Below are 26,267 nucleotides of genomic sequence, written 5' to 3'. Positions count from 1 at the left end.
TCAGGGCGATCGCGCCTCGACGATCATCCCGCATGGCAGGCTATCATTCCCTCAGCGATCGCGCAGCACCAGCCACAGGGCATGGATGGTGCCCGGCAAAACGCCCAGCAGCGTCAGCAGGATGTTGAGGAGGAACTGCAGGCCGATGCCGGTGGTCATGAGGACCGCGATCGGCGGCAGGAAGATCGCGAGGATGATGCGGACGAGGTTCGACACGGTCGCTCCGGGGAGACTGCGCCCGCGGGACTGCGGTCGCAATGGCCCAACCGCAACGGGATCGTCGCGGCCAAGTTCCCCGGTGGGGCCAAGTTCCCCGGTGGGGCCAAGTTCCCCGGCGGGGCCATCGGGGATTTCATTTTCTTAATCTCTGCGTCCACAGAATGTGCGGGGCAAGACCGAAGGACGGGCCGCGCAGGGATTCCGCGTATGATCGAAACCCTCGTGCGCGACATCGAGCAGGTGGTCCGATCCGGCGGGCTGCGCCAGCGCGGACGGGTGCTGCAACGGCTGTCGACGCTCTTCACCGAGCGGGCCGCCGAACTGCTCGAGGAGCAGGTGGAGGTCTTCGACGCCGCGATGCTGCCCCTGGCCCGCGCGGTCGATGCAGCCGCCCGCGTGATCCTGGCGGACGACCTGGCGGACGTGCGCAACGCACCGCGCGCCGTGGTGCGGGACCTGGCCTTCGATCCGGACATCGCGGTGGCCCGTCCCGTGCTCCAGCGCTCGCCGCGCCTCGACGAGGCCGATCTCGTCACCGTCTCCGAATCGCGCGGCCAGGAGCACCTGCGGGCCGTCGCGCAGCGGCCGACGCTCGGCGAGCGCGTCACCGACGTGCTGGTCGCACGCGGGGACCGGCAGACGGTGCACGTGGTCGCCGCCAATGCCGGGGCGCATTTCTCCGGCGCAGCCTACACCGCGCTCGGGGAACGGGCCCGCGGCGATGCGGTCCTGCGGGCCATGCTGGTGACCCGCGTCGCCCCTCGGGGACAGCCCGCCGTCTCGGCGGGCGGCTTGGCGGGCGGCTCGGCGGCCGGCTTGGCGGTCGGCCTGCGGCGGGACCAGACCCTCCCGCGGGCGACGGATGCGGATGAGCAGCGCATCGACGACCTGATCCGGGCCGGAGACCTCGACAAGGCGTTGGCCGAGGTCGCGCGCCTCGCCGCGGTGCCGCCCACCTTCGCCCGGCGCGCCTACGATGCGACGGACCACGATCCCCTGCTGTTTCTCCTGCGCTCGATCCGTCTGGGCTTCGGGACCCTGAAGCTGTTCCTGCGGGCGAAACCCGGGCCGGTTCGGCGGCCCGAGGAATGGAGCGGGATCCAGACGGCCTTCCAGGCCCTGTCGGTCACCACGGCGCAGCGGGTGGTCCGCCTCTCGGCGCAGTCGGGCGGCGAGCGGGAGGGGCGGGGTCCTTCGGGCTCGGCCCTCTGATCCGGGGGGCGGCGTGCTCGTCGAACTCCTCCACCTTCTCGTCACGCCGGTGTCCCTTGCCCATCGTCGGAGGGGCTACCTGCGCGAGAGCGTCCTGCTGATGTCCCGGGGGCGCCGCTGCCGCCGCGCCTGGGCCCCCCATCTCGCCGCGGCGCGGGCCGCGATCCTGGAGGCCTGCGACGGGCTCCCACAGCGGCGCGTGGCCGTGGTGCTGGGCTCCGGCCTTCTCCAGGACGTTCCGCTCGCGGAGCTCGCCGCGCGCTTCGAGCGGGTCGACCTCGTCGATGCCGTGCATCTCTGGCCGGCCCGCCTCCGCGCGCGGGCCCATCCCAACGTCCGGCTGATCACGGCGGACCTCGCCCTCCAACCCGATCGGCCCGAACCCCTGGCCGCCCTGTGCGGCGGCGAGACGGTCGACTTCGTGGTCTCGGCCAACCTCCTGTCGCAGCTGCCGATCCTGCCCCTGGACCGGCCCGGCTTCGTGCCGCCGGATCTCGGAAGCCGGATCGTGCGGGCTCATCTCGACGGCCTTGCGGGGCTGCGGGCCCGCGTCTGCCTGGTCACGGACGTCGAGCAGATCGAGGAGGACCGGGCCGGGCAGGAGATCGCGCGACTCGACCTGCTGCACGGGTTGCGCCTGGGCCGGGCCGATCGGCGCTGGACTTGGGACCTCGCCCCCTTCGGTGAGGCGACGCGCCATCGCCGGCTGATCCATCGGGTCGAGGCTTTTCTCGACTGGCGTGGCCCTTAGAAACGCGAAGAAGCCGCCCGGGGGGGCGGCTTCCAAGAGTTTCGCAACGTGGAACCGAGCTTACTCGGTCACCGGTGTCGGATCGTCGCTGCCGATAGCACCGTCCGAACCTTCGAACCGAGCGCGGCGGCGGCGGCGGGGCTTGGGGGCCGGTGCGCCGTCATCCTGTGCCGCGGAGGTCGATTCGCCCTGAGTGTCCGACTGCGCGGCCGGCTCGGCGACGGGAACGGGACGCGGTGGCGTCATCAGGAAGGCCGGCAGGGCGGCGACGTCCTCGGCCGGTCCGGCCGAATCCCGCTCGTCGCGGCGTCGGCTGCGCCGGGGCGGTGCCTCGTTGGCGCGGGCAGGCCGGGGCGCATCCTGGCGTCCGGATTCCTGACGTCCGGTTTCCTGGCCACCGAAGTCGGCGCGCGGTGCCTCGTTCCCTGAGTTGTCCGCGCGCCCGTTCTCGTAACGGGGGGCGTCGGACCGGACCGGAGCAGGCCGGAAATCCTGGCGCGGCTGATCTTGCCGCGGCTGATCTTGTCGGGACTGATCCTGACGATTGTAGTCCTGGCGCGGAGTCTCCTGCCGAGGGCTTTCCTGCCGCGGATTGTCCTGGCGGTTCTGATCCGCCCGGAAATCCTGCCGGTTGCCGTCCTGCCGGTTCGAATCCTGCCGGTTGGCATCCTGGCGCGTGTAGTCCTGCCGGTTGCCGTCTTGCCGATTGCCGTCCTGCCGGTTGCCTTCCTGGCGACCGAAGTCGTCGCGACGGTTGTTGTTGTAGTCCGGACGGTTGCCGTCGCGCTGATTGTCGAAGCGCTGCGGACGGTCGCCGCGATTGGCGAAGCGGTCGCGACGATTCTGCCGGTTGTTGTCCGGACCGGTATCCTGCCGATTCGAATCCTGCCGGTTCGAATCTGGCCGGTTGTAGTCCTGCCGGTAATTGTCCGCGCGGGTGTTGTCGGGGCGGGAATCCTGCCGCGCCTCCTGCCGGGGCTCGTAGCCCGTCGGCTGGGGCTGCTGGCTCGGGTCGGCGTATTCCTCGTTGTAGCCGTTCGCGCCGTAGCTCGAGGCGGCGTAGCCCTGCGGGGCGCCCTGGCCCTCGTCGTCACCCTCGTCGCCCTCGTCGTCGAAGCCACGGGCGTAACCACCCACCTGCTGGCGGGTCTGTTCCTGGGCACCGGAGATGATCCGGAAATAATGCTCGCCGTGCTGGAAGTAGTTCTCTGCCGCCACCGGGTCGCCGCTGGCCTGCGCGTCGCGCGCGAGCTGGGCATACTTGTCGGCGATGTGTTGGGCGGTACCGCGAATCTTGACGTCCGGTCCGTTGGATTCGTAGGAACGCGTAAGCGGATTGGGACCTTTGGGGCGGTTGCGACCGCGCATCCGTCTATTCTGGTTTGGTCTCATCGGTCTCGATTGACCCTCGTTCGTCTCGGAGCGTCTGATGATGCGGCGGGTTCCAGGCGGCCACGACGCGTCCTGTCATCAGGCTCGTCGCTGGCGCCGCGTGATCCGGGTCCGGTGTGTCCGTGATCGATTTCGCCGTGCTTGTCGTCTCTGTCCGTTGACCAAGGCGCGCTCTGAGCGTCCAGGCGTCCTTCGGTTTTCAGGCACGAAGTTGACCAAGCTCCTGCGCCTCTGCCCGCACGCGCCAGCTTGATCGTGGGGAGACCGTCTAAGAGCGTCGCGGACCTGAGCCGCCACCCGTCTTACCACGATCCATCTTAATGGACCGTTCGCGATCTGCCTGCGACACTAACGGTTCGCCGAGGGGGCAACAAGCGTTTTTTGCCGCGATGCATCCGAAGGGCGCAGTTTTTTTGGGGTTTCCCGCAGAATTTTCGCGTCGAGATCCGCTCACACGGGCCCGAAGCGAACGACGCGGGCGTGCCCGGCGAGATCGTGATGGCGCGTGGCGGGGCCGAGACCCGCCAGCGTCCCGAGCGTCGCGACGGCCTCGGCCTGATCGTAGCCCACTTCGAGGGCGAGTGCACCGCTGGGACCGAGGCGGACCGGCCCGCCGGCCAGGGCCTCCACGATCGCCCGGTAGGCGTCGAGGCCGTCCACGCCGCCGTCGAGGGCCGCCAATGGGTCGTGCGCCCTGACCTCGACGTCGAGGCCCCGGATCGTGTCGCGGGCGATATAGGGCGGGTTCGAGACGATGAGGTCGAAGCACCCGCTGAGACCCGCGGTCCAGTCCGCGCAGACGAAGGCCGCCCGGGTCTCGACCCCGTTCCGCCCTGCGTTGGCACGGGCCTGGACGAGGGCCGCGGCGGAGCGGTCCAGGCCGATCCCGGTGGCGTTCGGCAGCTCGCTGAGCAGCGCCACGAGGATGCAGCCGGAGCCGGTGCCGAGATCGAGGATCCGCAGCGGGCGCCTGCGGTCGGGATGGAGGGCCAGGGCGGCCTCCACCAGGGTCTCGGTGTCCGCTCGCGGGACCAGGGTCTCGGGGGCGAGTCCGAAGGGCAGGCCCCAGAATTCCCAGGTACCGACGATCCGGGCGACCGGTTCGCCGGCGATACGGCGCGCGACGGCCCCTTCGAGCGTCGCCGCCCCCTCCGGTCCGAGGGGCAGGTCGCCCCGCAGGATCAGGTCGGTCGCGCTGAGCCCCAGGAGGTCGAGCAGGAGGAAGCGGGCGTCGCGTGCCGGGAGGTCGTGGGCCGCGAGCGCCTCGCTCATGCATCGGAGGGCGTCGGTACGGCTGAGCGCCGGATCGAGGCGCATCGGCTCCGGCCCGTCCATCCGGCTCAGGCCATGCCCTCGGCGGCCAGCAACTCGGCCTGATGCTCGGTGACGAGGGCGTCGACGAGCTCGTCCAAAGCCACGCCCGCCAGAACCTCCTCGAGCTTGTACAGGGTCAGGTTGATGCGGTGGTCGGTGACGCGGGCCTGCGGGAAGTTGTAGGTGCGGATGCGCTCGGAGCGATCGCCGGAGCCGACCTGCGACTTGCGGTCGGCGGCCCGGGCCGCGTCCTTGGCGGTCCGCTCGGCGTCGTAGAGCTTGGAACGCAGCAGCGACATCGCCCGGGCGCGGTTCTTGTGCTGTGAGCGCTCTTCCTGGACGAAGATCACGATGCCGCTCGGCATGTGGGTGATGCGGATGGCCGATTCCGTCTTGTTGACGTGCTGTCCGCCGGCGCCCTGCGAGCGCATGGTGTCGATCTTCAGGTCCGCATCGTTGATGACGATGTCGACCTCCTCGGCCTCGGGCAGCACCGCCACGGTGGCGGCCGAGGTGTGGATGCGCCCCTGGGTCTCGGTATCCGGCACGCGCTGTACCCGGTGGGCGCCGCTCTCGAACTTGAGGCGCGCGAACACGCCCTTGCCCTTCACCTCGGCGATCACCTCGCGATAGCCCCCGACGGTCCCCTCGCTCTCGGAGATCACCTCGACCTTCCAGCCCTTGGCGTCGGCGTACCGGCCGTACATCCGGAAGAGGTCGCCCGCGAACAGGGCGGCCTCGTCGCCGCCGGTCCCGGCGCGGATTTCGAGGATGGCGCTCTTCTCGTCGGCGGAATCCTTCGGCAGCAGGATGAGCTGGAGCGCCCGGTGCGCCGCCTCCAGCCCGGCCTCGGCCTCCGGCTTCTCGTCGGCGGCGAGGGCCCGCATCTCGGAATCGCTGCCCGGCTCGTCGATCAGCGCCTCGATGTCGGCGAGGTTCTGCGCCGCCGCCCGATAGGCGTGGATGGCGGCGACGACGCCCTCGAGCTCCGACAATTCGCGCGACAGCTGCACGAAGGTGTCGGAATCCGCCGAGCCTGCGCTCAGCGTGGCGGTGACGATGTCGTGGCGCGTCAGGATCGCGTCGAGACGGTCTGCAGGAATAGGGGTCATCGCCCGTGGAAAACTCTCATCAGAACAAGGGCTCGTCGGGCCGGAGGCCTGGTCGACGACGGGGCCACGGCACGACCCATGGAGATAGGCACGCCGAGGCTAGATGGGCACACCCTGCGCCTTCGCGAAGGCCGCGAGGGCCGGGCGGAGGGTGGCGCCGTCTCCGGCGCGGGCCATTTCGGTGTCGAGCAGCGCCGCCACCGCCTTGACGTCGAGGCCCAGCACCATGGCCTTCACGGGCCCGATGGCGGCCGGTGACATCGAGAGGTGGCGGAAGCCGAGGCCGATCAGCGCCATGGCCTCGAGGGGCCGTCCGCCGATCTCGCCGCAGACCGTGGCGGGGCAGCCGGCGGCGGCCGCGCGCTCGGCGATGACGCGGAAGGCGCGGAGGGCCGGAACGCTCAGGGTGTCGAACCGGTCCGCGACCCGGCGGTTCTCGCGGTCGACGGCGAACAGGAACTGCATCAGGTCGTTGGAGCCCACCGACAGGAAGTCGGCGGCACGGGCGATCTCGTCGATCTGGAACAGCAGGGAGGGCACCTCCACCATGACACCGAGCTTGCAGTCGCTCGGCAGGGCGTGGCCGTGCCGCCGCAGGTGCGCCTTCTCGCGCTCGACGATGGCCTTGGCGCGGGTGAACTCGTCCACCGTCGCCACCATCGGGAACATGATCTTCAGGGGCCGCCCGCCGGACGCCTTGAGCAGCGCCCGCAACTGAACCCGCAGAAGGGCCGGGCGGTCGAGGCCGATCCGGATCGCCCGCCAGCCGAGGGCCGGGTTCTCCTCCTCGAGGGCCGGCATGTAGGGCAGGATCTTGTCGCCCCCGATGTCGAGGGTGCGGATCGTGACGGGCAGGTCGCCCGTGGCCGCGAACACGGCCTCGTAGAGCGCCTGCTGCTCGGCGGCCGAGGGCATGCGCTGGGCCACCATGAACTGCAGCTCGGTGCGGAACAGGCCGATGCCGTCCGCGCCCGTCTCGTGCAGGTGGGTCAGGTCGATGAGGAGGCCGGCATTCAGCTGCAGGCCGATCTGCGTGCCGTCGAGGGTGACGGCCGGCACGTCGCGCAGCGCCCGGTACTGCTCCTGCCGGCGGGCGCGCAGGCGCACCATCTCGGCATAGGCCGCCTCGATCTCCGGGCCGGGCCGGACCTGGATCTCACCGGTGGCGCCGTCGACGATGATCGCGTCGCCGGCGTCGCAGAGGGCGGTCGCGTTGGCGATCTCGCCCACCGCCGGGATGCCGAGGGCCCGGGCCACGATGGCGATGTGGCTCGTCGGTCCGCCTTCCTCGAGCACGACACCGCGGAGCGCCGTGCGGTCGTAGTCGAGGAGGGCGGCCGGACCCATCGAGCGGGCGACCAGGATCGCGTTCTCGGGCAGGACGCGCTGCGCGCCGTGGCCCTCCGCCCCGATCAGCGTGCGCAGCAGCCGGTTCGCCAGGTCGTCGAGGTCGTGCAGGCGGTCGCGCAGATACGGGTCGCTCTGGCGCATCATCCGGGCGCGGTTGTCCGACTGGACGCGCTCGACGGCGGCCTCGGCGGTGAGGCCCGAATGGACGGCTTCGCGCATCCGGCGCAGCCAGCCCTTGTCGTGCGCGAACATGCGCACGGTCTCCAGCACCTCGCGGGACTCGCCGGTGCCGATGCTGTCGCCGCGCTCGACGAGGTCGTCGATGGCCGAGCGCACCTCGCCGATCGCCAGCTCCAGGCGCTCGACCTCGCGGTCGACGTTCTCGGCGATGAGCTGCTTGATGACGATGCGCGGCTCGTGCAGCACCACGTGCCCGAGACCGATGCCGTCGGCGAGCGCCACGCCGCGCTGGCTCACCGGACGGCGCGCGGCCGAGCCGGCCCCCGGCGCCAGCGCCTGCAGCTCGCCCGAGGCGATCATCTCCGAGAGCACCATCGCGGTGGTCTGGAGGGCCTCGATCTCCTCCTCGGAATAGACCCGGTAGGTCTTGTTCTGGACGACGAGCACCCCGAGGGTGTTGCCCGCGCGCAGGAGCGGCACGCCGAGGAAGGCGTGATAGGCCTCCTCGCCCGTCTCCGGACGGTAGGAGAAGGCCGGGTGGGACTGCGCGTCGGACAAAGACAGCGGCTCGGCGGTCTTGGCGATGAGGCCGACGAGGCCCTCGTCGGCCCGCAGCCGGGTCAGATGGACCGCCTCGCGGTTCAGACCCTCGGTTGCAAACAGCTCGAGGATGTTGTCATCGCTGAGCACATAGACCGAGCACACCTCCGCGATCACGTTGGCGGCGATCAGCGTGACGATGCGGTCGAGACGAGCCTGTGGGCTGACCGGCTCCGCCATCGCTTCGCGGAGGCGGCGCAGAAGCAGGCGCGGGCCTCCGGGCGCAGCGGGCATGGTCTCCTCGATCCGGCTTCGGCCTCGTGTCCGGTTGGCGCGCGGGCGTTCGCGCGCTCCGGTCCTTCAGGCCTGGTCGAGGCCGTATAGCGAGTGGAGCGTGCGAACGGCAAGCTCCGTGTAGGCGGCATCGATCAGCACGGAGAACTTGATCTCCGAGGTGGTGATGGCCCGGATGTTGATCCCCTTCTGCGCCAGGGCCCGGAACGCCTTGGCGGCGACGCCCGCATGACTGCGCATGCCGACGCCGATGGCCGAGACCTTCACAACGTCGGTGGCACCCTCGATCTGCGCGAATTCGATCGCGCCGCTCTGCGCGTCGAGGATCTTGCGCGCCCGGTCGTAATCGGCCGACGGGACCGTAAAGGTCATGTCGGTGGTCGACTGGTCGCCCGACACGGTCTGGATGATCATGTCGACGTTGATGTTGGCGTCGGCCAGCGGTCCGAAGATCGCGGCGGCGATGCCGGGGCTGTCCTTCACGCGACGAAGCGTGATCTGCGCCTCGTCCCGGGAGAAGGCGATCCCGGTGATGATCTGCTGTTCCACGATGTCGTCCTCGTCGCAGATGAGGGTGCCGGGCCGGGCGTTGTCCGGCGGATCGAAGCTGGAGCGCACCGTGGTCGGCACGCGATGGACCATGGCGAGCTCGACCGAGCGGACCTGCAGGACCTTGGCGCCCAGGGACGCCATCTCCAGCATTTCCTCGAAGGTCACGCGCTCCATGCGCCGGGCCTTCTGCACCACGCGCGGGTCGGTGGTGTAGACGCCGTCGACGTCGGTGTAGATATCGCAGCGCTCGGCCCCGATGGCGGCGGCGATGGCCACCGCGCTGGTGTCGGAGCCGCCGCGGCCGAGGGTGGTCACCCGGCCGGTGGCCTCGTGCATGCCCTGGAAGCCGGCGATGACCGCGACCTCACCGCGCTGGAAGCCGGCATCGAGGCGGGCGCCGTCGATGCCCTCGATCCGGGCGGAGCCGTGGGCATCCGAGGTCAGGATCGGGATCTGCCAGCCCTGCCAGGAGCGGGCCTTGATGCCGTCCTTCTGCAGCGCGATGGCCAGGAGGCCGGCGGTGATGAGCTCGCCCGAGGCGACCACCGCGTCGTACTCGGCCTCGTCATAGAGCGGGTTCGCGTCCTTGACCCAGGCGACGAGTTCGTTGGTCTTGCCGGACATGGCCGAGACCACGACGGCCACGTCGTAGCCGGCCGCGACTTCGCGGGCCACGTGGGCCGCCACGTTGCGGATGCGCTCGACATTGGCGACGGACGTACCGCCGAACTTCATCACCAGACGGGGCATGTTCTCACCAGACGGAGCCTGTCGCGTCCGCGACACATCGCTTGAGCCAGGGATCGAGCGTGACCAGGGATCCGGCGGGCCGCGGGACGGAGTTCCCCGACACCGCACGGCCTGCCGCGTCGCTTGGCTGCTGTACCGGACAGGGCTTCGGCGGGTACAAGGGCCGCCCGGGCGTGTCAACAATGGGACGCGCCCACCTCGCACGAGACATGTCGAGACGATGACCCATGCCGAGACGATGACCCATGCCGAGACGATGACCCATGCCGAGACGATGACCCATGCCGAGACGATGACCGGCCCCACAGGCGCTTCCATCGACCGCGACGAGGTCGCCCGCTTCGAAGCCATCGCGGCGACCTGGTGGGACGAGGCCGGACCGATGCGGGTGCTCCACCGCTTCAATCCCGTCCGTCTCGCCTACATCCGCGACACGGCCTGCCGGCATTTCGGACGGGATCCGCGGGCGCCCTTCGCCCTGGAGGGCCTGACCCTCGTGGATATCGGCTGCGGCGGCGGCGTCCTGTCCGAGCCGCTGGCGCGCCTCGGCGCCCGGGTCACCGGCCTCGATCCGGCGCCGACCAACATCAAGGTGGCGCAGGCCCATGCCGACGCCGCGGGCGTGCCCGTGGATTACCGCGCCCGCACCATCGAGGACGTGGTGGCCGGCGGCGAACGCTTCGACGTCGTGCTCGCCATGGAGGTGGTGGAGCACGTGGTGGACATGCCGGCCTTCGTGGCGCAGGCGGCCCGGGCGGTGAAGCCCGGCGGCCTCCTGTTCGCCGCCACCCTCAACCGGACCCTGCGTTCCTTCGCGCTGGCGATCGTCGGGGCCGAGTACGTCCTCGGCTGGCTGCCCAAGGGCACCCATGACTGGGAGAAGTTCGTGCGGCCCGACGAGCTCAGCCGCGCCGTGAGCGCCGGCGGCCTCACCGTCACCGACACGACCGGGGTGGTGCTCAATCCCCTGGACGGCTCGTGGCGGGCGAGCCGTGACACGGCGGTCAACTACATGATCACGGCGCAGCGCCCGGCCTGAACCTTCGGGCACTCCCGCGGTTGGTCGCCGTACCCCGTGGGAGACCGACCTTGCTCGAAAAGATACCGCACGCCGTGGGCGCCGCCTTGTCCGGCCTGAAGGCCGGGCTCGACAAGACCGCCTACCGGACCACCTTCGCCACCGTGCCCGAGAGCCTCGGCCTCACCAGCCTCGCCTTCACGGACGGGACGGCGATGCCGGCGCGCGTCTCGGCCGACGGGGCCGGCGCCTCGCCGCCCCTGGCCTGGACCGGATTGCCGCCGGGCACGGCCCGGGTCGTCCTGCTCTGCGAGGATGCCGGCAGCCCGACGCCGAGTCCGCTGGTCCACCTGATCGCCTGGAACCTCGATCCCGGCGCGGCGCTGGCCGAGGGCGCGGCGAGCCAGCCTGGATCGGGGCTCGATCTCGGCAAGAACAGCTTCCTCAAGCCGGGCTGGCTGCCGCCCGATCCACCCACCGGCCACGGCCCGCACGCCTACCTGTTCCAGGTCTACGCCCTCGACCGGGCGCTGGAGCTGCCCGAGCGTCCCGGCCGCGGCGCACTCCTGGAGGCGATGGCGGGACGCGTTCTCGCCAAGGGCTGCCTCGTCGGAACCTACGAACGCCCCTGATGCCTTCGGCGCTTGCGCGGACGGCCGCGTCGGTGCAAGCGCCGATGGGACGACCAGGGAGGTTTGGGCATGAAGGCGCTGCTGTGTACCCGTCTCGGGGGACCGGAGGATCTTGAGCTTTCGGATCTGCCGGACCCGGTGGCCGGCCCCGGCGAGGCCGTGGTCCGCATCACCCTGGCGGCGCTCAACTTCTTCGACACCCTGATCATCGCCGGGCGCTACCAGGTGAAGCCCGAGCTGCCGTTCTCGCCCGGCGGCGAGGCCTGCGGCGTCATCGAGGCCCTGGGCGACGGCGCCGAGGGTTTCGCGGTGGGCGATCGGGTCATCGTGCACCAGAAGTACGGCACCTGCCGCGAGCGGATCGCCGTCGCTACCCGGCACCTCACCCCCGTGCCGGTGGGGGTCTCGGACGAGCAGGCCGCCGGGCTGACGATCACCTACGGCACCTCCCTCCACGCCCTGCACGACCGGGCCCGCCTGCAGCCCGGCGAGTCCCTCGCGGTGCTCGGGGCCTCCGGCGGCGTCGGGCTCGCGGCGGTGGAACTCGGCGTCATCATGGGGGCCCGGGTCATCGCCTGCGCCTCCTCACCCGACAAGCTGGCGACGGCGCGGGCCCATGGCGCCACGATGACGGTGGACTACGCCGCGGAGAACCTGCGCGAGGCCCTGCGCACGCTGACCGAGGGCACGGGCGTCGACGTCATCTACGACCCGATCGGCGGCGACTATGCCGAGCCGGCCCTGCGGTCCCTCGGCTGGAAGGGCCGCTACCTCGTCATCGGCTTCGCGGCCGGCGACATCCCGCGCATTCCGCTGAACCTGGCGCTCCTCAAGGGGATCGACATCCAGGGTGTCCACTGGGGCGTCTTCGTCGAGCGCGAGCCGGACGCGCACCGGGCCAACCAGGCGCAGCTTCTCGCCTGGGTGGCGGAGGGGCGCCTCACCGCGAAGGTGCACGGCGTCTACCCGCTCGCCGCGTACGAAGCCGCGCTCGGCATCCTCAAGCGGCGCGAAGCCGTCGGCAAGGTGCTGCTGCGCTTGTGAGCGCCGGTCCGAGCACGGGACGGAGCCCGGGCTTCTCCGGACTCCGCGCTCTGCACCGTCTTCGCGGCGTCGCCGGCCTCAGAGCAGGCCCTGCGCCTTGGCGAGGGTGACGAGGTCGTGCTGGGGCCGGGCGCCGATGTGCTGGATCACCTCGGCGGCGGCGAGCGCTCCGAGGCGGGCGCTGTCGCGGTGGTCCAGGCCGCGGGCATGGCCGGCGAGGAAGCCCGCCGCGAACAGGTCGCCCGCGCCCGTGGTGTCGACGAGTTCATGGACCGGCGAGGCGGGCACCGACTGCACGGCGTCCCCCTGGATCACCAGGGCACCGTCCGCCGAGCGGGTGACGAGGCCGAGAAGATCCCGGCCGCGGGCCGCGCTCTCCGCGCGCAGGGCGCGGACCGCGACCTCGGGATCGTCGGTCTGGTAGAGGCTCTGCAACTCGCCGATATTCGCGAACAGGATGTCGATGCTGCCGTCGCGGATCAGGCCCAGGAACTCCTCCCGGTAGCGCCCGACGCAGAAGGCGTCCGATAGGGTCAGGGCGGCGGCGTTGCCGGCGTTGTGGGCGATGGTCACGGCCTTGCGGAACGCGTCCTTGGCGGCCGGCGGGTCCCAGAGGTAGCCCTCGAGATAGACCACGCGCGCAGCGGCCACGGTGGCCTCGTCGACATCGGCCGGCGACAGGCCCTGGCAGGCGCCCAGGTAGGTGTTCATGGTGCGCTCGCCATCCGGCGTCACCAGGATGAAGCAGCGGGCGGTGGCCGGTCCGTCGGTGGCGGCGGCGACGGGGAAGCGGACGCCGGTGGCCTTGAGATCGTGGGCGAAGAGGCCGCCGAGCTCATCGTCGCGGACCTTGCCGACGAAGCCGGTCTTGGCGCCCAGCATCGCCGCACCCACCGCCGTGTTGGCGCCTGAGCCGCCCGACACGATGGTGGCCGGACCCATGGCGGCGAAGAGTGACTCGGCCCGCGCCTCGTCGATCAGCTGCATCGCGCCCTTCGGCACGCCCTGCGCCGCGAGGAAGTCCTCTTCGGTACGGGCGATGAGGTCGACGATGGCATTGCCGAGAACGAGGAGGTCGAGGGATTCGGGCATCGGGCCGTCCAGTCTGGCGGTGAGCGGAAACTGCGCCGGGCTGTGGCACCGCCCCTGGCAGGGGTCAAGCGACGGCCGCCGACCTCAGGGCTCTGTCAGGCAGGCGGAGACGTCCAGCCTGAAGCCCGGAGGCGTCAGGTCGATGGTTCCGCCTGCCGCGATGCGGGTCTCGATCAGTCCGTCGGCCCCGCGCTTGTGGTGGATCATCATGCGCTTGACCGGATCGACGATAAGGTAGTGCATCAGGCTCGAAACGCGGAAATATCCGACGAGCTTCTGGCCCGTATCGATCCGCCCGGTGCTCGGCGACAGCACCTCGACCACGATGACGGGCGCAGGCGCCGCGATGGCATCGGCATCGAGGCGCGGACCGCAGTAGACCAGGGCGTCCGGCTCGAAGCTCGTCGCGTCGTCGATCCGAACCGTCACGCCGTCCGGCAGCATGTGGCAGGGCAGCCCGGCCTCCCGGATGCCGCCCCGCAAGGCCAGCTGCACGGCGAATTTCGCCTCCGCGTGACGCACGCGCTGTGGCGCCATCGCGAAGACCTCGCCGTCGAACAGCTCGAACCGATCCGGCTGGTGCTCGGCCCAGGCCAGGAACTCCTCGACGCTCATGCGGGCTTTGGGCTGAATGCTCATCGACGGGGACCCGGCCCGACCTCGATGGCTGAGCGCGTCGCTGAGCGTAACACGCGTCTGGCATTCGCCGAAGGCGCCGCGCGTCCCTATTGCAGCGTCTTCACCTCGCACTGCGCGTAGTCGCTGCTCGCCTTCACGTAGGCGTTCAGCGCCTTGACGTAGGCCTCGGCCAGGGGGCGGAACGCGGCGGCCTTCTCGTTGTAGGCCTTGATCGCGTCGTTGTAGCTGTAGGCTTCCCAGCCGGGACAGCCGCCCTTGGCATCGAGGCAGGCGGGCTTCACCGGGGCGGGGGGCTTGGCCGGACGGGACGTCGTCGGGGGCGGCTCAGGCAAGGTGCAGGCGGCGCGCGCTCCGTTCACCGACAGCAGGGTGCCGAGGCCGAGGGCCGCAGCCCGCAAGATCCGTATCCGCATGCGGGCTTTCCCCCCTCCGTGACGACACCCGCTTCATGCGCGTGCCGTTGATCCGGAGCAAGACCGCTGATCCGGGGCAAGCCCGCGCGCCGGAAGTCAGCGGGCGGCCACGGCCTCTCGCGCCGGCGCGGGGCGGGGCACCGGTGCAGGCTTCGGCTTGCCGCGCCCGCTCTTGTCCATCCGCGCCCGAACCGCATTGAGGATCGGCACCGCGAGGCCGAGGGCCAGCACCCACCAGGCCGGGCGAATGGTGTCCGGGACGTCGAGATTGGCCGACAGGACGAGGCTCGCCGGAATGCCGCTCGCGACGCCGTACCAGGCCGCTTCCAGCAGTGCGGTCACCAGGGTGGCCACCACCGCGAGGCCGACCAGGGTCAGCGGGTTGCTCGGCCAGCCGAGGCGCTGCATGGCGCGGTGACCCATCAGGAGCAGGAAGGCCCCGGTCCAGAACACCGGGTCGGACACGTCGATCTTGGCCTGCAGGTAGTAGTGGATCAGGCCCAGGACCGCGATGATGTAGACGGTCTTGTGCAGGCGCGGCCAGGCCTTGCCCAGGCGGCGGATCATCCCGTCCGTGGAGGTGACGCCGAGCACCACGAGGCCGAGCAGCGCCACGAAGCCGATGGTCAGGTAGATCCGCGATACGATCTCGCTGACGACCTTGGTCAGCACGAAGTTCTGGTCGACGACGTAGAGCATCAGGTGGATCAGCCCGTAGGCGAGCACCGTCAGGCCGAGCATGCGCCGCACCAGGATGAGCTTCGGCGCGTGCGCGATGCGGCGCAGGGGCGTCACCGCCAGCGACAGCATCAGGAAGCGCACCGCCCACTCGCCGGTGCCGTGCAGCAGCGCCGTGATGGGCTTCGCCCCGAGGGCGTCGGCCGCGTAGGCCCCGGCGAGCCACAGGCCGGGGGCCAGGGCGAGCAGGAAGGTCGCGAGCTTCAGGCCGGAGACGCGTCCGGCGCGGTCGCGCCAGGGCGCGGAGAAGGCGGGCAGGGCTGGCATGGCGATCCGGGATCGTTGGACGGTTGCGTCGAAAGATAGGGGCCGGGGCGGATCCGTGAGGCGGCGCGGGGTCGCAGCCGGCTTCGCGGAGGCGCCGGAGCCTCGGGGTGTGGGGATGTATTCGCTTGGGCCGCGTGCGGGTTACACAGCTGTGCAGAGCTCCGGGCGGTCCGGAACCTTGGCCGGTGCCGCAACGGTTGTCGATTGCTATAAGCCGACGCCGCGCCCGCCCCCGATCACGAAGCCACTCCATGCCCGCAGACAGCCCCGCCGACAGCCTCGAGACGATGACCGCCGAGACGGCGCGGACCGAGCACGCGGACCTTTCCGAACGGATCGCCGAGGCCGACCGGCTCTATCACCAGGAGGACGCGCCCGAGATCACGGATGCGGCGTACGACGCCCTGCGCCGGCGCCTGGAGCAGATCGAGGCGCGGTTTCCGGATCTGGCCGGAACCGGGGCTGCCAGCGTCTCGGTGGGTGCCAAGCCGTCCGAGAAGTTCGCCAAGGTGCGCCACGCGGTGCCGATGCTGTCCCTCGGCAACGCCTTCGCGGACGAGGAGGTGGCGGAGTTCGTGGCCCGGGTCCGGCGCTTCCTGAACTGGCCCGAGGCCGAGCCCCTGGCCTTCACCGCCGAGCCGAAGATCGACGGGCTTTCCCTCGCCCTGCGCTACGAGGACGGACACCTCGTCACGGCGGCGACCCGCGGCGACGGCGGGGTCGGTGAGGATGTCACGGCCAATGCCCGCACGGTCTCCGATATCCCGCAGCGGCTCGCCGGGACGGACGTGCCGCCGGTCTGCGAGGTCCGCGGCGAGGTCTACCTCAGCCACGCGGATTTCGCCGCGATCAACGCGCGTCAGGAGGCGGCCGGCAAGGCCCTGTTCGCCAATCCCCGCAACGCGGCGGCGGGCTCCCTGCGCCAGCTCGACCCCGAGATCACCCGCGCACGGCCGCTCAAGTTCTTCGCCTATGCCTGGGGCGAGGTGGTGCCGGCCTTCGAGGGCACCCAGCACGGGGTGCTGGAGCGGTTCCGCGCCTGGGGTCTCCCGGTCAACGACCGCACCCGGCTCTGCGCAGACGCGGAGGCGATGATCGCGCATTACCGGAGCATCGAGGCGGAGCGCGCCGACCTCGGCTACGACATCGACGGCGTCGTCTACAAGGTCGACGACCTGACCCTGCAGCGCCGCCTCGGGTTCGTCTCGCGCTCGCCGCGCTGGGCCCTCGCCCACAAGTTCGCCGCCCAGAAGGCGCTGACGGTGGTCGAGGACATCGAGATCAACGTCGGACGCACCGGCTCCCTGAACCCGCTGGCCAAGCTTCGTCCGGTCACGGTGGGCGGCGTCGTGGTCTCGAACGCCACCCTGCACAACGAGGGCTACGTCCAGGGCGTCGGGGCCGACGGCGAGCCGATCCGCGACGGGCGCGACATCCGGGTCGGCGACACGGTCGTGGTCCAGCGGGCCGGCGACGTGATCCCGAAGGTCATGGACGTGGTGCTGGAGAAGCGCCCGGCCGAGGCGAAGCCCTACGCCTTTCCGACCCACTGCCCCGCCTGCGGCAGTCGGGCGGTGCGCGAGATCAACCCGCGCACGGGAAAGCCCGACGCCGTGCGCCGCTGCACCGGCGGCCTGATCTGCCCGGCCCAGGGGGTGGAGCGCCTGAAGCACTTCGTCTCGCGCAACGGCTTCGACCTCGAGGGCTTCGGCCAGACCTATATCGAGGTCCTGTTCGAGGCCGGTCTGGTGCGCCAGCCCGCCGACCTGTTCCGTCTCGAATTCGAGCCCCTGAAGGCCGCCATCGTGGCGCGGCGCGAGGCGCTGTCCGCCGAGCGCCGGGCCGAGGGCACCCCCGCACCGAAGAAGCCGACAAAGAAGAAGGGCGAGGAGGAGGACAAGGCGATCAAGAATCTCCTCGCCTCGGTGGAGGATCGCCGCAGCCTGCCCCTGAACCGCTTCCTCTTCGCCCTCGGCATCCCGGAGATCGGCGAATCCACCGCCAAGGCCCTGGCCAAGCGCTTCCCCGACATGCCCGCCCTCATGACGGGCGTCGCCGCCGCGGCGGGCGACCAGGCCGGGGCGGACTGGATCGAACTCTCCGCCGTGTCCCGCATCGGCCCGACCACCCGCGACCGCCTGCTGGAGCTGGGCTATCCCCGCGCGTCCGGCGAGCCCGAGGCCGGCGAGGACGAGGAGGCGGAGACCCAGCCCCAGGGGCGGGTCCGCCTGTCGGCGCCCCAGCGCGCCAGCCTCCTCGGCCATTACGGCGACGACGACGCCATCGTGGCGGCCCTCGCGCGGGCGGCCGAGCAGCGCCCCGGCGATGCCTACCGCCACTTCGCCGATGACGGCGAGATCGGCCCTGTCGCGACCGACTCGCTGATCGCCTTCTTCGCCGAGCCCCACAACGACGCCGCGGTCCGGGCCCTGCTCGCCGAGGTGAAGACCGAGCCGATGGCGGCCCCGGCCTCCGCCACGGCCTTCGCCGGCAAGACGGTGGTGTTCACCGGCAGCCTCGAACAGATGACCCGGTCCGAGGCCAAGGCCACCGCCGAGCGCCTGGGCGCCAAGGTCTCGGGTTCGGTCTCGGCCAAGACCGACCTCGTGGTGGCGGGGCCGGGCGCGGGCTCCAAGCTGAAGGACGCTCAGAAGCACGGCGTCGAGGTCATCAGCGAGGCGGCATGGCTGGCGCTCGTCGCCAGCGCTTGAGCCGGGAATCGCGGGGGCCTAAACTCGTCCTTCTGCACCTGCAGGAGCTTGGCCGCGTCCGGCCGGGACAGGGCCCCGCCATTCTCGCATGACCGTCATCGCCCTCGACTTCGAGACCGCCAACGAGCGGCGCGACAGCGCCTGTGCCGTCGGCCTCGCCTGGATCGCCGGCGGCCGGGTGGTGCGGCGGGAAACCCGGCTGATCCGTCCGCCGGAGCTGCGCTTCTCGCCGGGCAACATCCGGGTCCACGGCATCCTCCCGGCGGACGTGCGCGGCGAGCCGGATTTCCCCACCGTGATGGCGGAGTTTCTGCCCGACCTCGCCTCCGGGCTGATCCTCGCGCACAATGCCGGCTTCGACCTCGGGGTGCTGCGGGCGTCCCTGGCCGCGCACGGGCACCGGCCTCCGGCCTTCTCGTACCTCTGCACCCTGCAGATCGCCCGGCGGGTGTTTCCGGCGGAGGAGGGCTGCGGCCTCGGCAAGGTGGCGGCGCGCCTCGGGATCCGTTTCGAGCACCACGATGCGGGCGAGGACGCCTATGCCTGCGCGGAGATCGCCCTCGCGGCGGTGCGGGAGACCGGTGCGCCGGACGTGCCCGCACTGTCGCGGGCCCTCCACCTGCCGATCACCACGGTCCCGGCGGGGCCCGATCTCGCGATGCCTCCGCGCAGCCGTCCGGGCTCCCTCACGGAGCGGGCCCGCCTCGCCGCGGGCGCACGGCCGGCATCCGCAGCGGGCCTGCACTTCGCGGTGCGCGGCAGCAGCGGCAACCGCTACGCCGTGACCCTGGAGGATCGCACCAGCGGGCCGCACCTGCGCTGCACCTGCATGGCCGGCCGCTACGGCACCCGCTGCCGCCACGTGAAGGCGCTGCTGGCCGGCGACATCACCGACCTGCTGTCGAGCAACCACGACGACGTCGAGGCGCTGCGGATCCGGATGACGGCCGCGTCGGTGGGGTGAGGCCGACGCCTCACCCGCCGTGAGGTCCGCCCGGCGTCGCGCCGGGCGGGACCGTCGCCTCAGGCCGCTTGCTTGACCGCTGCGTCGCCGTAGAACGTGCCGCCGCGGGCCGCCATGTCCAGGAGGTTCTGCGGCACGGCGAAGCGCGGCCCGTGCTTGGCTTCCAGGCCCTGCGCCAGCGTCACGAACGCCTGGGCGCCCATGAAGTCGATGTAGGACAGGGCGCCCCCGGTGAAGGGGGCGAAACCGAAGCCCAGGATCGAGCCGACATCGGCCTCGCGCGGGTCGGTGACGACGCCCTCGCCGACGGTACGGGCCGCTTCGAGGGCCTGCACCACGAGGAGGCGCTGCTTCAGCTCGGTGAAGTCCACCGCGTCGGGGTCGACCTTGGTCGCCTGAAGCCCGGAGAGGCCCGGCCACAGGCGCTTGGGCGCACCCTCGGGGTAGTCGTAGAAGCCCTTCTTGTTCTTGCGGCCGAGCCGGCCCTCGCCCTCCACGAGGGTGCTGAGCAGGGCCTTCTGGGCCGGATCGATGCTGTCGGCCCCGAGCTGCGCCTCCGTCGCCTTGACGATCTTCAGGGCGAGGTCGACCGCCACTTCGTCGGTCAGCGAGAGCGGGCCGACCGGCATGCCCGCCTGGCGGCCGGCATTCTCGATCATCGCCGCGGGGATGCCCTCGTTGAGCATCTTATGGCCCTCGAGCAGGTAGGCGCCGACGCAGCGGTTGGCGAAGAACCCGCGCGCGTCGTTGACGACGATCGGGGTCTTCTTGATCGCCCGGACGTAGTCCAGGGCGGTGGCGAGGGCGGCGTCGCCGGTCTGGTCGCCCTTGATGATCTCGACGAGCATCATCTTCTCCACCGGCGAGAAGAAGTGGATGCCGACGAACTGCTCCGGCCGGGCCGAGGTCTTGGCGAGGCCGGTGATCGGCAGGGTGGAGGTGTTGGAGGCGAAGATCGTCTCCGGCCGGATCACGGCCTCGACCTTGGCGATGACCTCGGCCTTGACCTTCGGGTCCTCGAACACCGCCTCGATGACGAGGTCGCAGGTGGCGAGGTCGGCGTAGTCGGCGCTCGCGCTGATGCGGGCCAGGAGGGCGTCGCGATCGGCGGTCTTCGCCCGGCCCTTGTTGATCTGGTCGGTGACGAGCTTGTGGGCGTAGGCCTTGCCCTTCTCGGCCGCCTCGACCGACTGGTCGACGAGGACGACCTCCATGCCGGCATTGGCGGTGACGTAGGCGACGCCCGCCCCCATGAAGCCGGCGCCGACGACACCGACCCGCTGGACCCGGGTGGCCGGCACGTCCTTCGGGCGGCGCGCGCCCTTGTTCAGCTCGCCCATGGAGAGGAACAGCGTCCGGATCATCGCCGCCGCCTCCTTGGTGCGCAGGATGTGGGCGAAGTACCGGCTCTCGACGCGCAGGGCCTGATCCATCGGCAGCTGCAGGCCCTCGTAGACGGAGGCCAGGATCGCCTTGGCGGCCGGGTAGTTGTCATGCGTCTCGCGCCGGTAGATGGCGTTGGCCGGCGGCCAGATCATCATTCCGGCAGGCGAGTAGACCTTGCCGGAGGGTGCCTTGAACTTCGGCTGGTCCCAGGGCGCGACGGCCGATCCACCGGCGGCGATCCAGGCCTTGGCCTTGGCCACGATCTCGTCCTTGGCCGCGACCTCGTGGGCGAGGCCCATGTTCCGGGCCATCAGCGGCCGGATCTGCTCGCCCTTGAACAGCATCTGCAGGGCGTCGCCGGTCTGCATCAGGCGCGCGACGCGCTGGGTGCCGCCGCCGCCGGGGAACAGGCCGACCTTGATCTCGGGCAGGCCGACGCGGGTCTTCGGATCGTCCGAGAGCACCCGGTAGTGGCAGGACAGGGCGAGTTCGAAGGCGCCGCCGAGGCAGATGCCGTTCACCGCCGCCGCGAAGGGCTTGCCGCAGGTCTCGAGCTTGCGGAAGACGAGGCTGAGCTTGCGCGATTCCTCGAAGAAGTGGCGCATCGCCTCCTCCTCGCCGCGCTCGGCCTTCAGGGTCTCGAAGGCGCGACCGAGGCCCTGGAGCATCGTCAGGTCGGCGCCGCCCGAGAAGTTGTCCTTGCCCGAGACGATGACGCAGCCCTTGATCGCGGGGTCCGCGACCACGGCGTCCACCACCTGGCTCAGTTCGTCCATCACCGCGTCGGTGAAGACGTTCATGGAGCGGCCGGGCATGTCCCAGGTCGCCAATGCAATCCCGTCGGCATCGGTTTCAAATCGGAAGTTTGTAGGATTCATGACGGATCCTCGAATATGCGGCGGGTGGGCGGCTTCGGCGGGTCTGCTTAAGCCTATGTCAAAACTTGCGTAGGCATCTCGAATGGCCGGGGGGCACTTTTCCGCGACAGGACACGACCATGACCGCACGGACCGGCTGCCAGGGCTGCCGCGATGGAGCCGAGCTCGACTTCAATTTTACCATGGCGTTCCAGCCGATCCTCGACCTCCCGGCCAACCGGGTCTGGGGCTACGAGGCGCTCGTCCGCGGCCCGGCGGGCGAGTCCGCGGCTTCGATTCTCGGCCGCGTGACGCCCGAGACGGTCTACCGGTTCGACCAGGCGGCGCGGGTCAAGGCGATCGAGCTCGCGGGCCAGCTGTTTCCCACCGACGACGCGACCCGTCTGTCGATCAACTTCATGCCGAACGCCGTCTATGAACCGGCCGCCTGCATCCGCTCGTCCCTGGAGGCGGCCCGCAAGGCGGGGTTCGCCCACGACCGGATCATGTTCGAGTTCACCGAGAACGAGAAGTTCCGCGACACCGCCCACGTCTCGCGCATCGTCAGCGAGTATCGTCGCCAGGGCTTCCTGACCGCCCTGGACGATTTCGGCGCGGGCTTCGCCGGCCTGAGCCTGCTGGCGAATTTCCAGCCCGACCTCCTCAAGATCGACATGGACCTGCTGCGCGGCATCGACACCGACCAGCGCCGTCAGATCATCGTGGCGGGCATCATCGGCATCGCCCGCTCCCTGGACATCGCGGTGATCGCCGAGGGCGTCGAGACGGCGTCCGAACTCGACACCCTGCGCAGCCTGGGCGCGAGCCTGTTCCAGGGCTACCACTTCGCCAAGCCCCACCTGGAAGCGCTGCCTCCGGTCCGCGGCTTCCCGGTGGCCGGCTCTCCGGCGGGCGAGGTCTCCCGCGCGCATGTGGCTTGAGCCGGCCATCGGGTTCCCCGCCGGTCCGCCTCAGCGTGCCGGCATCGGCATCGGCGCACCGGGCGCCCCGGGCGCCCCGTTGGCCACGGAATCCCCGGCCGAGGCGATCGCCAGCATGTTCAGGAGCTTGGTCACCGACGCTTGCGAGATCGTGGAGACGGTCGAGGCCGGGTCGGCATTGACCGCCTGGAACTTCTGGTACGTCTTGTCGCCGTAGATTTCGCTGAGGTGCTTCAGCTCGTCGAGGCTGAACTTCTCGGCATAGGCCTTCGACAGGCCGTCGAGCATCGTCTCGCGCTGCTTGTCGAACTCGGCGCGGATTTCCTTGCGCACGGCCTCGGCCTTGTCTTCCTTCATCGGCGCCACGGTCTTCTCGAGGGCACCCGTGAAGCCGACCTCCAGGTTCTTGATCGTGGTCTTCTGCACCAGGTCCTTGGCGACGGCGATGCGCTCGGCGGCATCGTCGGCGCGGGCGGCCATCGGCAGGCAGAGGGCCGTGGTCAGGCAGAGGGTGGCGAGCAGGCGCGTCATCGTGGCGTGTCCTCAGAGGTTCTTGTTGTGCGCCCGGCGCCGGGCGGCGGCGGGCGCCGCCCTCTACCCCACTTGCGCGGGGTTTGGGAGGCGGCGCAGGCTCACACCCGCTCGATGATGGTGGCGGTGCCCATGCCGGCGCCGATGCACAGGGTCACCAGGGCGCGCTCCTTGCCGGTGCGCTCCAACTCGTCGAGCACCGTGCCGAGGATCATCGCGCCCGTCGCGCCGAGGGGATGGCCCATGGCGATGGCGCCGCCGCAGACGTTGATCTTGGCCGGGTCCACGTCGAAGGCCTGCTGGAAGCGCAGCACCACCGCGGCGAAGGCTTCGTTGACCTCGAACAGGTCGATGTCCGACAGGCTCATGCCGGCCCGCGCCAGGACCTTCTTCGTCACGTCCACCGGGCCGGTGAGCATGAGGGCCGGGTCCGAGCCGATATTGGCGAAGGCGCGGATGCGGGCGCGGGGCTTGAGGCCCGCGGCGTTGCCGGCCTCGGCCGAGCCGATCAGCACCGCGGCGGCGCCGTCGACGATGCCCGACGAGTTGCCCGCGTGGTGGACGTGGTTGACGGTCTCGACGTCCGGGTGGGCGTCGATCGCCACGGCGTCGAAGCCGCCCATCTGGCCCATCTGGACGAAGGAGGCCTTGAGCTGGCCGAGGGACTGCATGTCCGTGGATGGCCGCATGTGCTCGTCGCTGGCCAGGAGCGTGATGCCGTTGATGTCGCGCACCGGCACGACCGCGTTGGCGAAGCGGCCCTCGGCCCAGGAGGCGGCCGAGCGCTTCTGCGACTCGACCGCGTAGGCGTCGCAATCGTCGCGGCTGAAGCCGTATTTCGAGGCGATGAGGTCGGCCGAGACGCCCTGGGGCATGAAGTACGACTTGATCGCGATGGCGGGATCCACCGGCCAGGCGCCGCCCGAGGCACCGAGGCCGACGCGGCTCATGGACTCGACGCCGCCGCCCACCGTCAGGTCGTGCTGTCCGGCCATCACCTGCGCGGCGGCGAAGTTCACCGCGTCGAGGCCCGAGGCGCAGAAGCGGTTGATCTGGACGCCCGGCACGTGCGTGCCGTAATCGGCCACCAGGGCCGCGGCACGGGCGATGTCGCCGCCGGCCTCGCCCACCGGATCGACGCAGCCGAGCACCACGTCGTCGACGCGGCGCGTGTCGAGGTCGTTGCGCTCCTTGAGGGCGCGGAGGGCCACCTCGGCGAGGCGCAGGGCGGTCACCTCGTGCAGCGAGCCATCGGGCTTGCCGCGGCCCCGCGGGGTGCGGACATGGTCGTAGATGAAGGCCTCGGGCATGCGTGTCCTCGTTCTCTTGACCCTGGCGGCGCGGGCATCACCCCGCCGCGGGAGGGGCGGGGCGCAACGGTCGCGATGGTCTAAAACGCCTCGGGGCTGAGCGCCATCGTCGTCTCGGCGCCGGCCTTGATCCGGACCAGCCGGGTCGCGGTCTCGGGCAGGAGGCGCTCCATGTAGAAGCGGCCCACCACCAGCTTGGCGGCCATCGCCTCCGACGCGGCTTCGGCCTGGCGGGCCAGGGCGGCCTTGGCGATGCGCGCCCACATGTAGCCCATGGCCACGAGGCCGAGCAGGTGCATGTAGTCGGTGGCGCCGGCGCCCGCGTTGTCGGGCTTCGTGAAGGCGTTCTGCATGAACCACATGGTGGCGCCCTGCAGGTCGTTCAGGCCGAGCTGGAGGGGGGCGACGAAGGGCTTCATCGCCTCGTCCTCGCCGTGGTCCTTGATGAAGGTCTGCACCTCGCCGAGGAAGCTCATCATCGCCCGGCCGCCATCCTTGGGCAGCTTGCGCCCGATCAGGTCCATGGCCTGGATGCCGTTGGCGCCCTCGTAGATCATCGCGATGCGGGCATCGCGCACGAACTGCGACATGCCCCATTCCTCGATGTAGCCGTGGCCGCCGAACATCTGCTGGGCCTCGACCGCGTTGGCGAAGCCCCGGTCGGTCAGCACGCCCTTCACCACCGGGGTCATCAGGCCCATGTGGTCCTCGGCACTCTGCCGTTCGCTCGCGTCGTCGGAGCGGTGGCCGATATCGGCCTGGAGCGCGGTCCAGAGCACGAGGGCGCGGGCGGCCTCGTTGAAGGCGCGGATGCCCATCAGGGTCCGGCGCACGTCGGGATGGACGATGATCGGGTCCGCGGCCTTCTCGGGCGCCTGGGCGCCGGTGAGGGCGCGGCCCTGGAGCCGGTCCTTCGCGTAGGCGACGGCGTTCTGATAGGCGACCTCGGACTGTCCCAGACCCTGGACGCCGACCGCGAGCCGGGCCTCGTTCATCATCACGAACATCGCGTTGAGGCCGCGATTCTCCTGGCCGACGAGCCAGCCCTGGGCCCCGTCGTAGTTCATGACGCAGGTCGAATTGCCGTGGATGCCCATCTTGTGCTCGAGGGAGCCGCAGGAGACGGGGTTGCGCGCGCCGAGCGAGCCGTCGTCATTCACGAGGAACTTCGGCACAACGAAGAGCGAGATGCCCTTGGTGCCGGCCGGCGCACCCTCGATGCGGGCGATGACGAGGTGGATGATGTTCTCGGCGAGGTCGTGCTCGCCGGCCGAGATGAAGATCTTGGTGCCGGTCAGGCTGTAGGAGCCGTCGCCGTTGGGCACCGCCTTGGTCTTGAGGAGGCCGAGATCCGTGCCGCAATGGGGCTCGGTCAGGTTCATGGTGCCGGTCCAGGCGCCTTCCACCATCTTCGGCAGGTAGAGCGCCTTCTGCGCCTCGGAGCCGTGCACCAGGAGGGCCGCCATCGCGCCCTGGGTCAGGCCGGGATACATGCCGAGCGCGAGGTTGGCCCCGGAGGCGAATTCCTGGATCGCGGTGTTGAGGGTGTGCGGCAGGGCCTGCCCGCCATATTCCTCCGGCATCGACAGGCCCATCCAGCCGCCGCCGGCATAGGCGTCGTAGGCGGCCTTGAAGCCCTTCGGGGTCGTGACGCTGCCGTCGGGATGGCGGGTGCAGCCCTCGCGGTCGCCGATGGAATTGAGCGGCGCGAGCACCGTCTCCGCGAGCTTGGCACCCTCGTTGAGCACCGCCTCCATCACGTCGGGGGCGGCGTCCGAGAAGCCGCGCAGGTTGTCGTAGCGGTGGAACCCGAGCACGTCGTTCAGCAGGAACAGGACGTCCTCGACCGGTGCCTTGTAGCTTGGCATCGCGCATCATCTCCCGGAAACGGCTGCGTTCCTGGACGGACTTCCGGCCGCCGGCGCACCTGATGGTTCACATATAAACTATTTTGCGGCGGGCGAAAGGGGGTCCCGCGGGGTGGGGGGAGACTCGGTCATTTGCCACCAATCGGCCAGGCCTTAACCGACTGTTTACCAAGACTACCAAATGTCGGGG

General features: G+C 70.6%; 22 protein-coding genes. 8 read left to right on the top strand and 14 right to left on the bottom strand.

All coding sequences use genetic code 11. The features are described 5' to 3' along the window. Positions 1-51 precede the first annotated feature (51 nt). On the bottom strand, positions 52-216 hold the full coding sequence (locus ASF58_RS25240) for a YqaE/Pmp3 family membrane protein (RefSeq protein ID WP_082513141.1): 165 nt from the start codon (positions 214-216) through the stop codon (positions 52-54). A gap of 210 nt (positions 217-426) precedes the next feature. Here ASF58_RS25240 and ASF58_RS17130 point away from each other — a divergent pair, with 210 nt between their 5' ends. Together ASF58_RS17130 and ASF58_RS17125 are read left to right on the top strand one after the other, a co-directional pair. Beyond that, a complete protein-coding gene (locus tag ASF58_RS17130) occupies positions 427-1,431 on the top strand; it encodes a DUF2336 domain-containing protein (RefSeq protein ID WP_055955088.1) in 1,005 nt (334 codons plus the stop codon). A 13-nt stretch (positions 1,432-1,444) separates the two neighbouring features. Next, a complete protein-coding gene (locus ASF58_RS17125) occupies positions 1,445-2,182 on the top strand; it encodes a hypothetical protein (protein ID WP_055955086.1) in 738 nt (245 codons plus the stop codon). Between the two features lie 60 nt (positions 2,183-2,242). Here ASF58_RS17125 and ASF58_RS17120 read toward each other — a convergent pair whose 3' ends face one another. The 5 genes from ASF58_RS17120 to ASF58_RS17100 form a co-directional block, all read right to left on the bottom strand. Then, complete coding sequence (locus ASF58_RS17120) at positions 2,243-3,550, bottom strand: DUF4167 domain-containing protein (protein WP_055955084.1); 1,308 nt, start codon at positions 3,548-3,550, stop codon at positions 2,243-2,245. 474 nt (positions 3,551-4,024) lie between these two features. Continuing rightward, on the bottom strand, positions 4,025-4,891 hold the full coding sequence (gene prmC / locus ASF58_RS17115; protein WP_055955466.1) for a peptide chain release factor N(5)-glutamine methyltransferase: 867 nt from the start codon (positions 4,889-4,891) through the stop codon (positions 4,025-4,027). Between the two features lie 23 nt (positions 4,892-4,914). Next, positions 4,915-6,000 (bottom strand): peptide chain release factor 1, encoded by a 1,086-nt coding sequence (gene prfA, locus ASF58_RS17110; protein ID WP_055955081.1) that lies wholly within the window; start codon positions 5,998-6,000, stop codon positions 4,915-4,917. A 99-nt stretch (positions 6,001-6,099) separates the two neighbouring features. Continuing rightward, complete coding sequence (gene ptsP / locus ASF58_RS17105; RefSeq protein ID WP_055955078.1) at positions 6,100-8,364, bottom strand: phosphoenolpyruvate--protein phosphotransferase; 2,265 nt, start codon at positions 8,362-8,364, stop codon at positions 6,100-6,102. 66 nt (positions 8,365-8,430) lie between these two features. After that, positions 8,431-9,666, bottom strand: coding sequence for an aspartate kinase (locus ASF58_RS17100; protein ID WP_055955075.1), 1,236 nt, complete (start codon positions 9,664-9,666; stop codon positions 8,431-8,433). Positions 9,667-9,958: 292 nt separating this feature from the next. Between ASF58_RS17100 and ubiG the strand changes: the two genes are divergently transcribed. The 3 genes from ubiG to ASF58_RS17085 all read left to right on the top strand — a co-directional run bounded on the left by ubiG (position 9,959) and on the right by ASF58_RS17085 (position 12,360). Further along, complete coding sequence (ubiG, locus tag ASF58_RS17095) at positions 9,959-10,705, top strand: bifunctional 2-polyprenyl-6-hydroxyphenol methylase/3-demethylubiquinol 3-O-methyltransferase UbiG (RefSeq protein WP_055955463.1); 747 nt, start codon at positions 9,959-9,961, stop codon at positions 10,703-10,705. A gap of 50 nt (positions 10,706-10,755) precedes the next feature. Then, positions 10,756-11,316, top strand: a complete 561-nt coding sequence (locus ASF58_RS17090; RefSeq protein ID WP_055955072.1) for a YbhB/YbcL family Raf kinase inhibitor-like protein — start codon at positions 10,756-10,758, stop codon at positions 11,314-11,316. A 69-nt stretch (positions 11,317-11,385) separates the two neighbouring features. Beyond that, positions 11,386-12,360, top strand: coding sequence for an NADPH:quinone oxidoreductase family protein (locus ASF58_RS17085; protein ID WP_055955070.1), 975 nt, complete (start codon positions 11,386-11,388; stop codon positions 12,358-12,360). Between the two features lie 78 nt (positions 12,361-12,438). Here the strand turns inward: ASF58_RS17085 and ASF58_RS17080 are convergent, their stop codons facing one another. The 4 genes from ASF58_RS17080 to ASF58_RS17065 all read right to left on the bottom strand — a co-directional run bounded on the left by ASF58_RS17080 (position 12,439) and on the right by ASF58_RS17065 (position 15,509). Continuing rightward, entirely contained in the window at positions 12,439-13,452 is a 1,014-nt protein-coding gene (locus tag ASF58_RS17080) for an adenosine kinase (protein WP_055955067.1), read from the bottom strand. Positions 13,453-13,536: 84 nt separating this feature from the next. Next, entirely contained in the window at positions 13,537-14,091 is a 555-nt protein-coding gene (locus ASF58_RS17075; protein ID WP_055955064.1) for a Uma2 family endonuclease, read from the bottom strand. An 86-nt stretch (positions 14,092-14,177) separates the two neighbouring features. After that, a complete protein-coding gene (locus ASF58_RS17070) occupies positions 14,178-14,504 on the bottom strand; it encodes a hypothetical protein (protein WP_055955061.1) in 327 nt (108 codons plus the stop codon). A 96-nt stretch (positions 14,505-14,600) separates the two neighbouring features. Continuing rightward, positions 14,601-15,509, bottom strand: coding sequence for a protein-methionine-sulfoxide reductase heme-binding subunit MsrQ (locus ASF58_RS17065; protein ID WP_055955058.1), 909 nt, complete (start codon positions 15,507-15,509; stop codon positions 14,601-14,603). A 251-nt stretch (positions 15,510-15,760) separates the two neighbouring features. On the opposite strand from ASF58_RS17065, the gene ligA reads away from it, so the two are divergent. Next, the gene (ligA, locus tag ASF58_RS17060; RefSeq protein ID WP_055955055.1) at positions 15,761-18,220 is read left to right on the top strand and encodes an NAD-dependent DNA ligase LigA; all 2,460 of its coding nucleotides are present in this window, start codon (positions 15,761-15,763) and stop codon (positions 18,218-18,220) included. Positions 18,221-18,308: 88 nt separating this feature from the next. Next, on the top strand, positions 18,309-19,184 hold the full coding sequence (locus ASF58_RS17055; protein WP_055955051.1) for a 3'-5' exonuclease: 876 nt from the start codon (positions 18,309-18,311) through the stop codon (positions 19,182-19,184). A 59-nt stretch (positions 19,185-19,243) separates the two neighbouring features. Here the strand turns inward: ASF58_RS17055 and ASF58_RS17050 are convergent, their stop codons facing one another. Next, positions 19,244-21,448: a 3-hydroxyacyl-CoA dehydrogenase NAD-binding domain-containing protein gene (locus ASF58_RS17050; protein ID WP_055955048.1), complete on the bottom strand. Its 2,205-nt coding sequence runs from the start codon at positions 21,446-21,448 to the stop codon at positions 19,244-19,246. 119 nt (positions 21,449-21,567) lie between these two features. Here ASF58_RS17050 and ASF58_RS17045 point away from each other — a divergent pair, with 119 nt between their 5' ends. After that, positions 21,568-22,368, top strand: a complete 801-nt coding sequence (locus ASF58_RS17045) for an EAL domain-containing protein (protein WP_055955045.1) — start codon at positions 21,568-21,570, stop codon at positions 22,366-22,368. Positions 22,369-22,398: 30 nt separating this feature from the next. Here the strand turns inward: ASF58_RS17045 and ASF58_RS17040 are convergent, their stop codons facing one another. From ASF58_RS17040 to ASF58_RS17030, 3 genes are all read right to left on the bottom strand, one after another. Beyond that, complete coding sequence (locus ASF58_RS17040) at positions 22,399-22,899, bottom strand: hypothetical protein (protein ID WP_055955042.1); 501 nt, start codon at positions 22,897-22,899, stop codon at positions 22,399-22,401. 101 nt (positions 22,900-23,000) lie between these two features. Further along, on the bottom strand, positions 23,001-24,209 hold the full coding sequence (locus tag ASF58_RS17035; RefSeq protein WP_055955039.1) for an acetyl-CoA C-acetyltransferase: 1,209 nt from the start codon (positions 24,207-24,209) through the stop codon (positions 23,001-23,003). 80 nt (positions 24,210-24,289) lie between these two features. Next, on the bottom strand, positions 24,290-26,077 hold the full coding sequence (locus ASF58_RS17030) for an acyl-CoA dehydrogenase C-terminal domain-containing protein (protein ID WP_055955036.1): 1,788 nt from the start codon (positions 26,075-26,077) through the stop codon (positions 24,290-24,292). Between the last annotated feature and the right edge of the window lie 190 nt (positions 26,078-26,267).

It is taken from the genome of Methylobacterium sp. Leaf125 (genome assembly GCF_001423085.1).
Taxonomy (GTDB): domain Bacteria; phylum Pseudomonadota; class Alphaproteobacteria; order Rhizobiales; family Beijerinckiaceae; genus Methylobacterium.
This window is presented reverse-complemented; position numbering and strand designations above follow the sequence as displayed.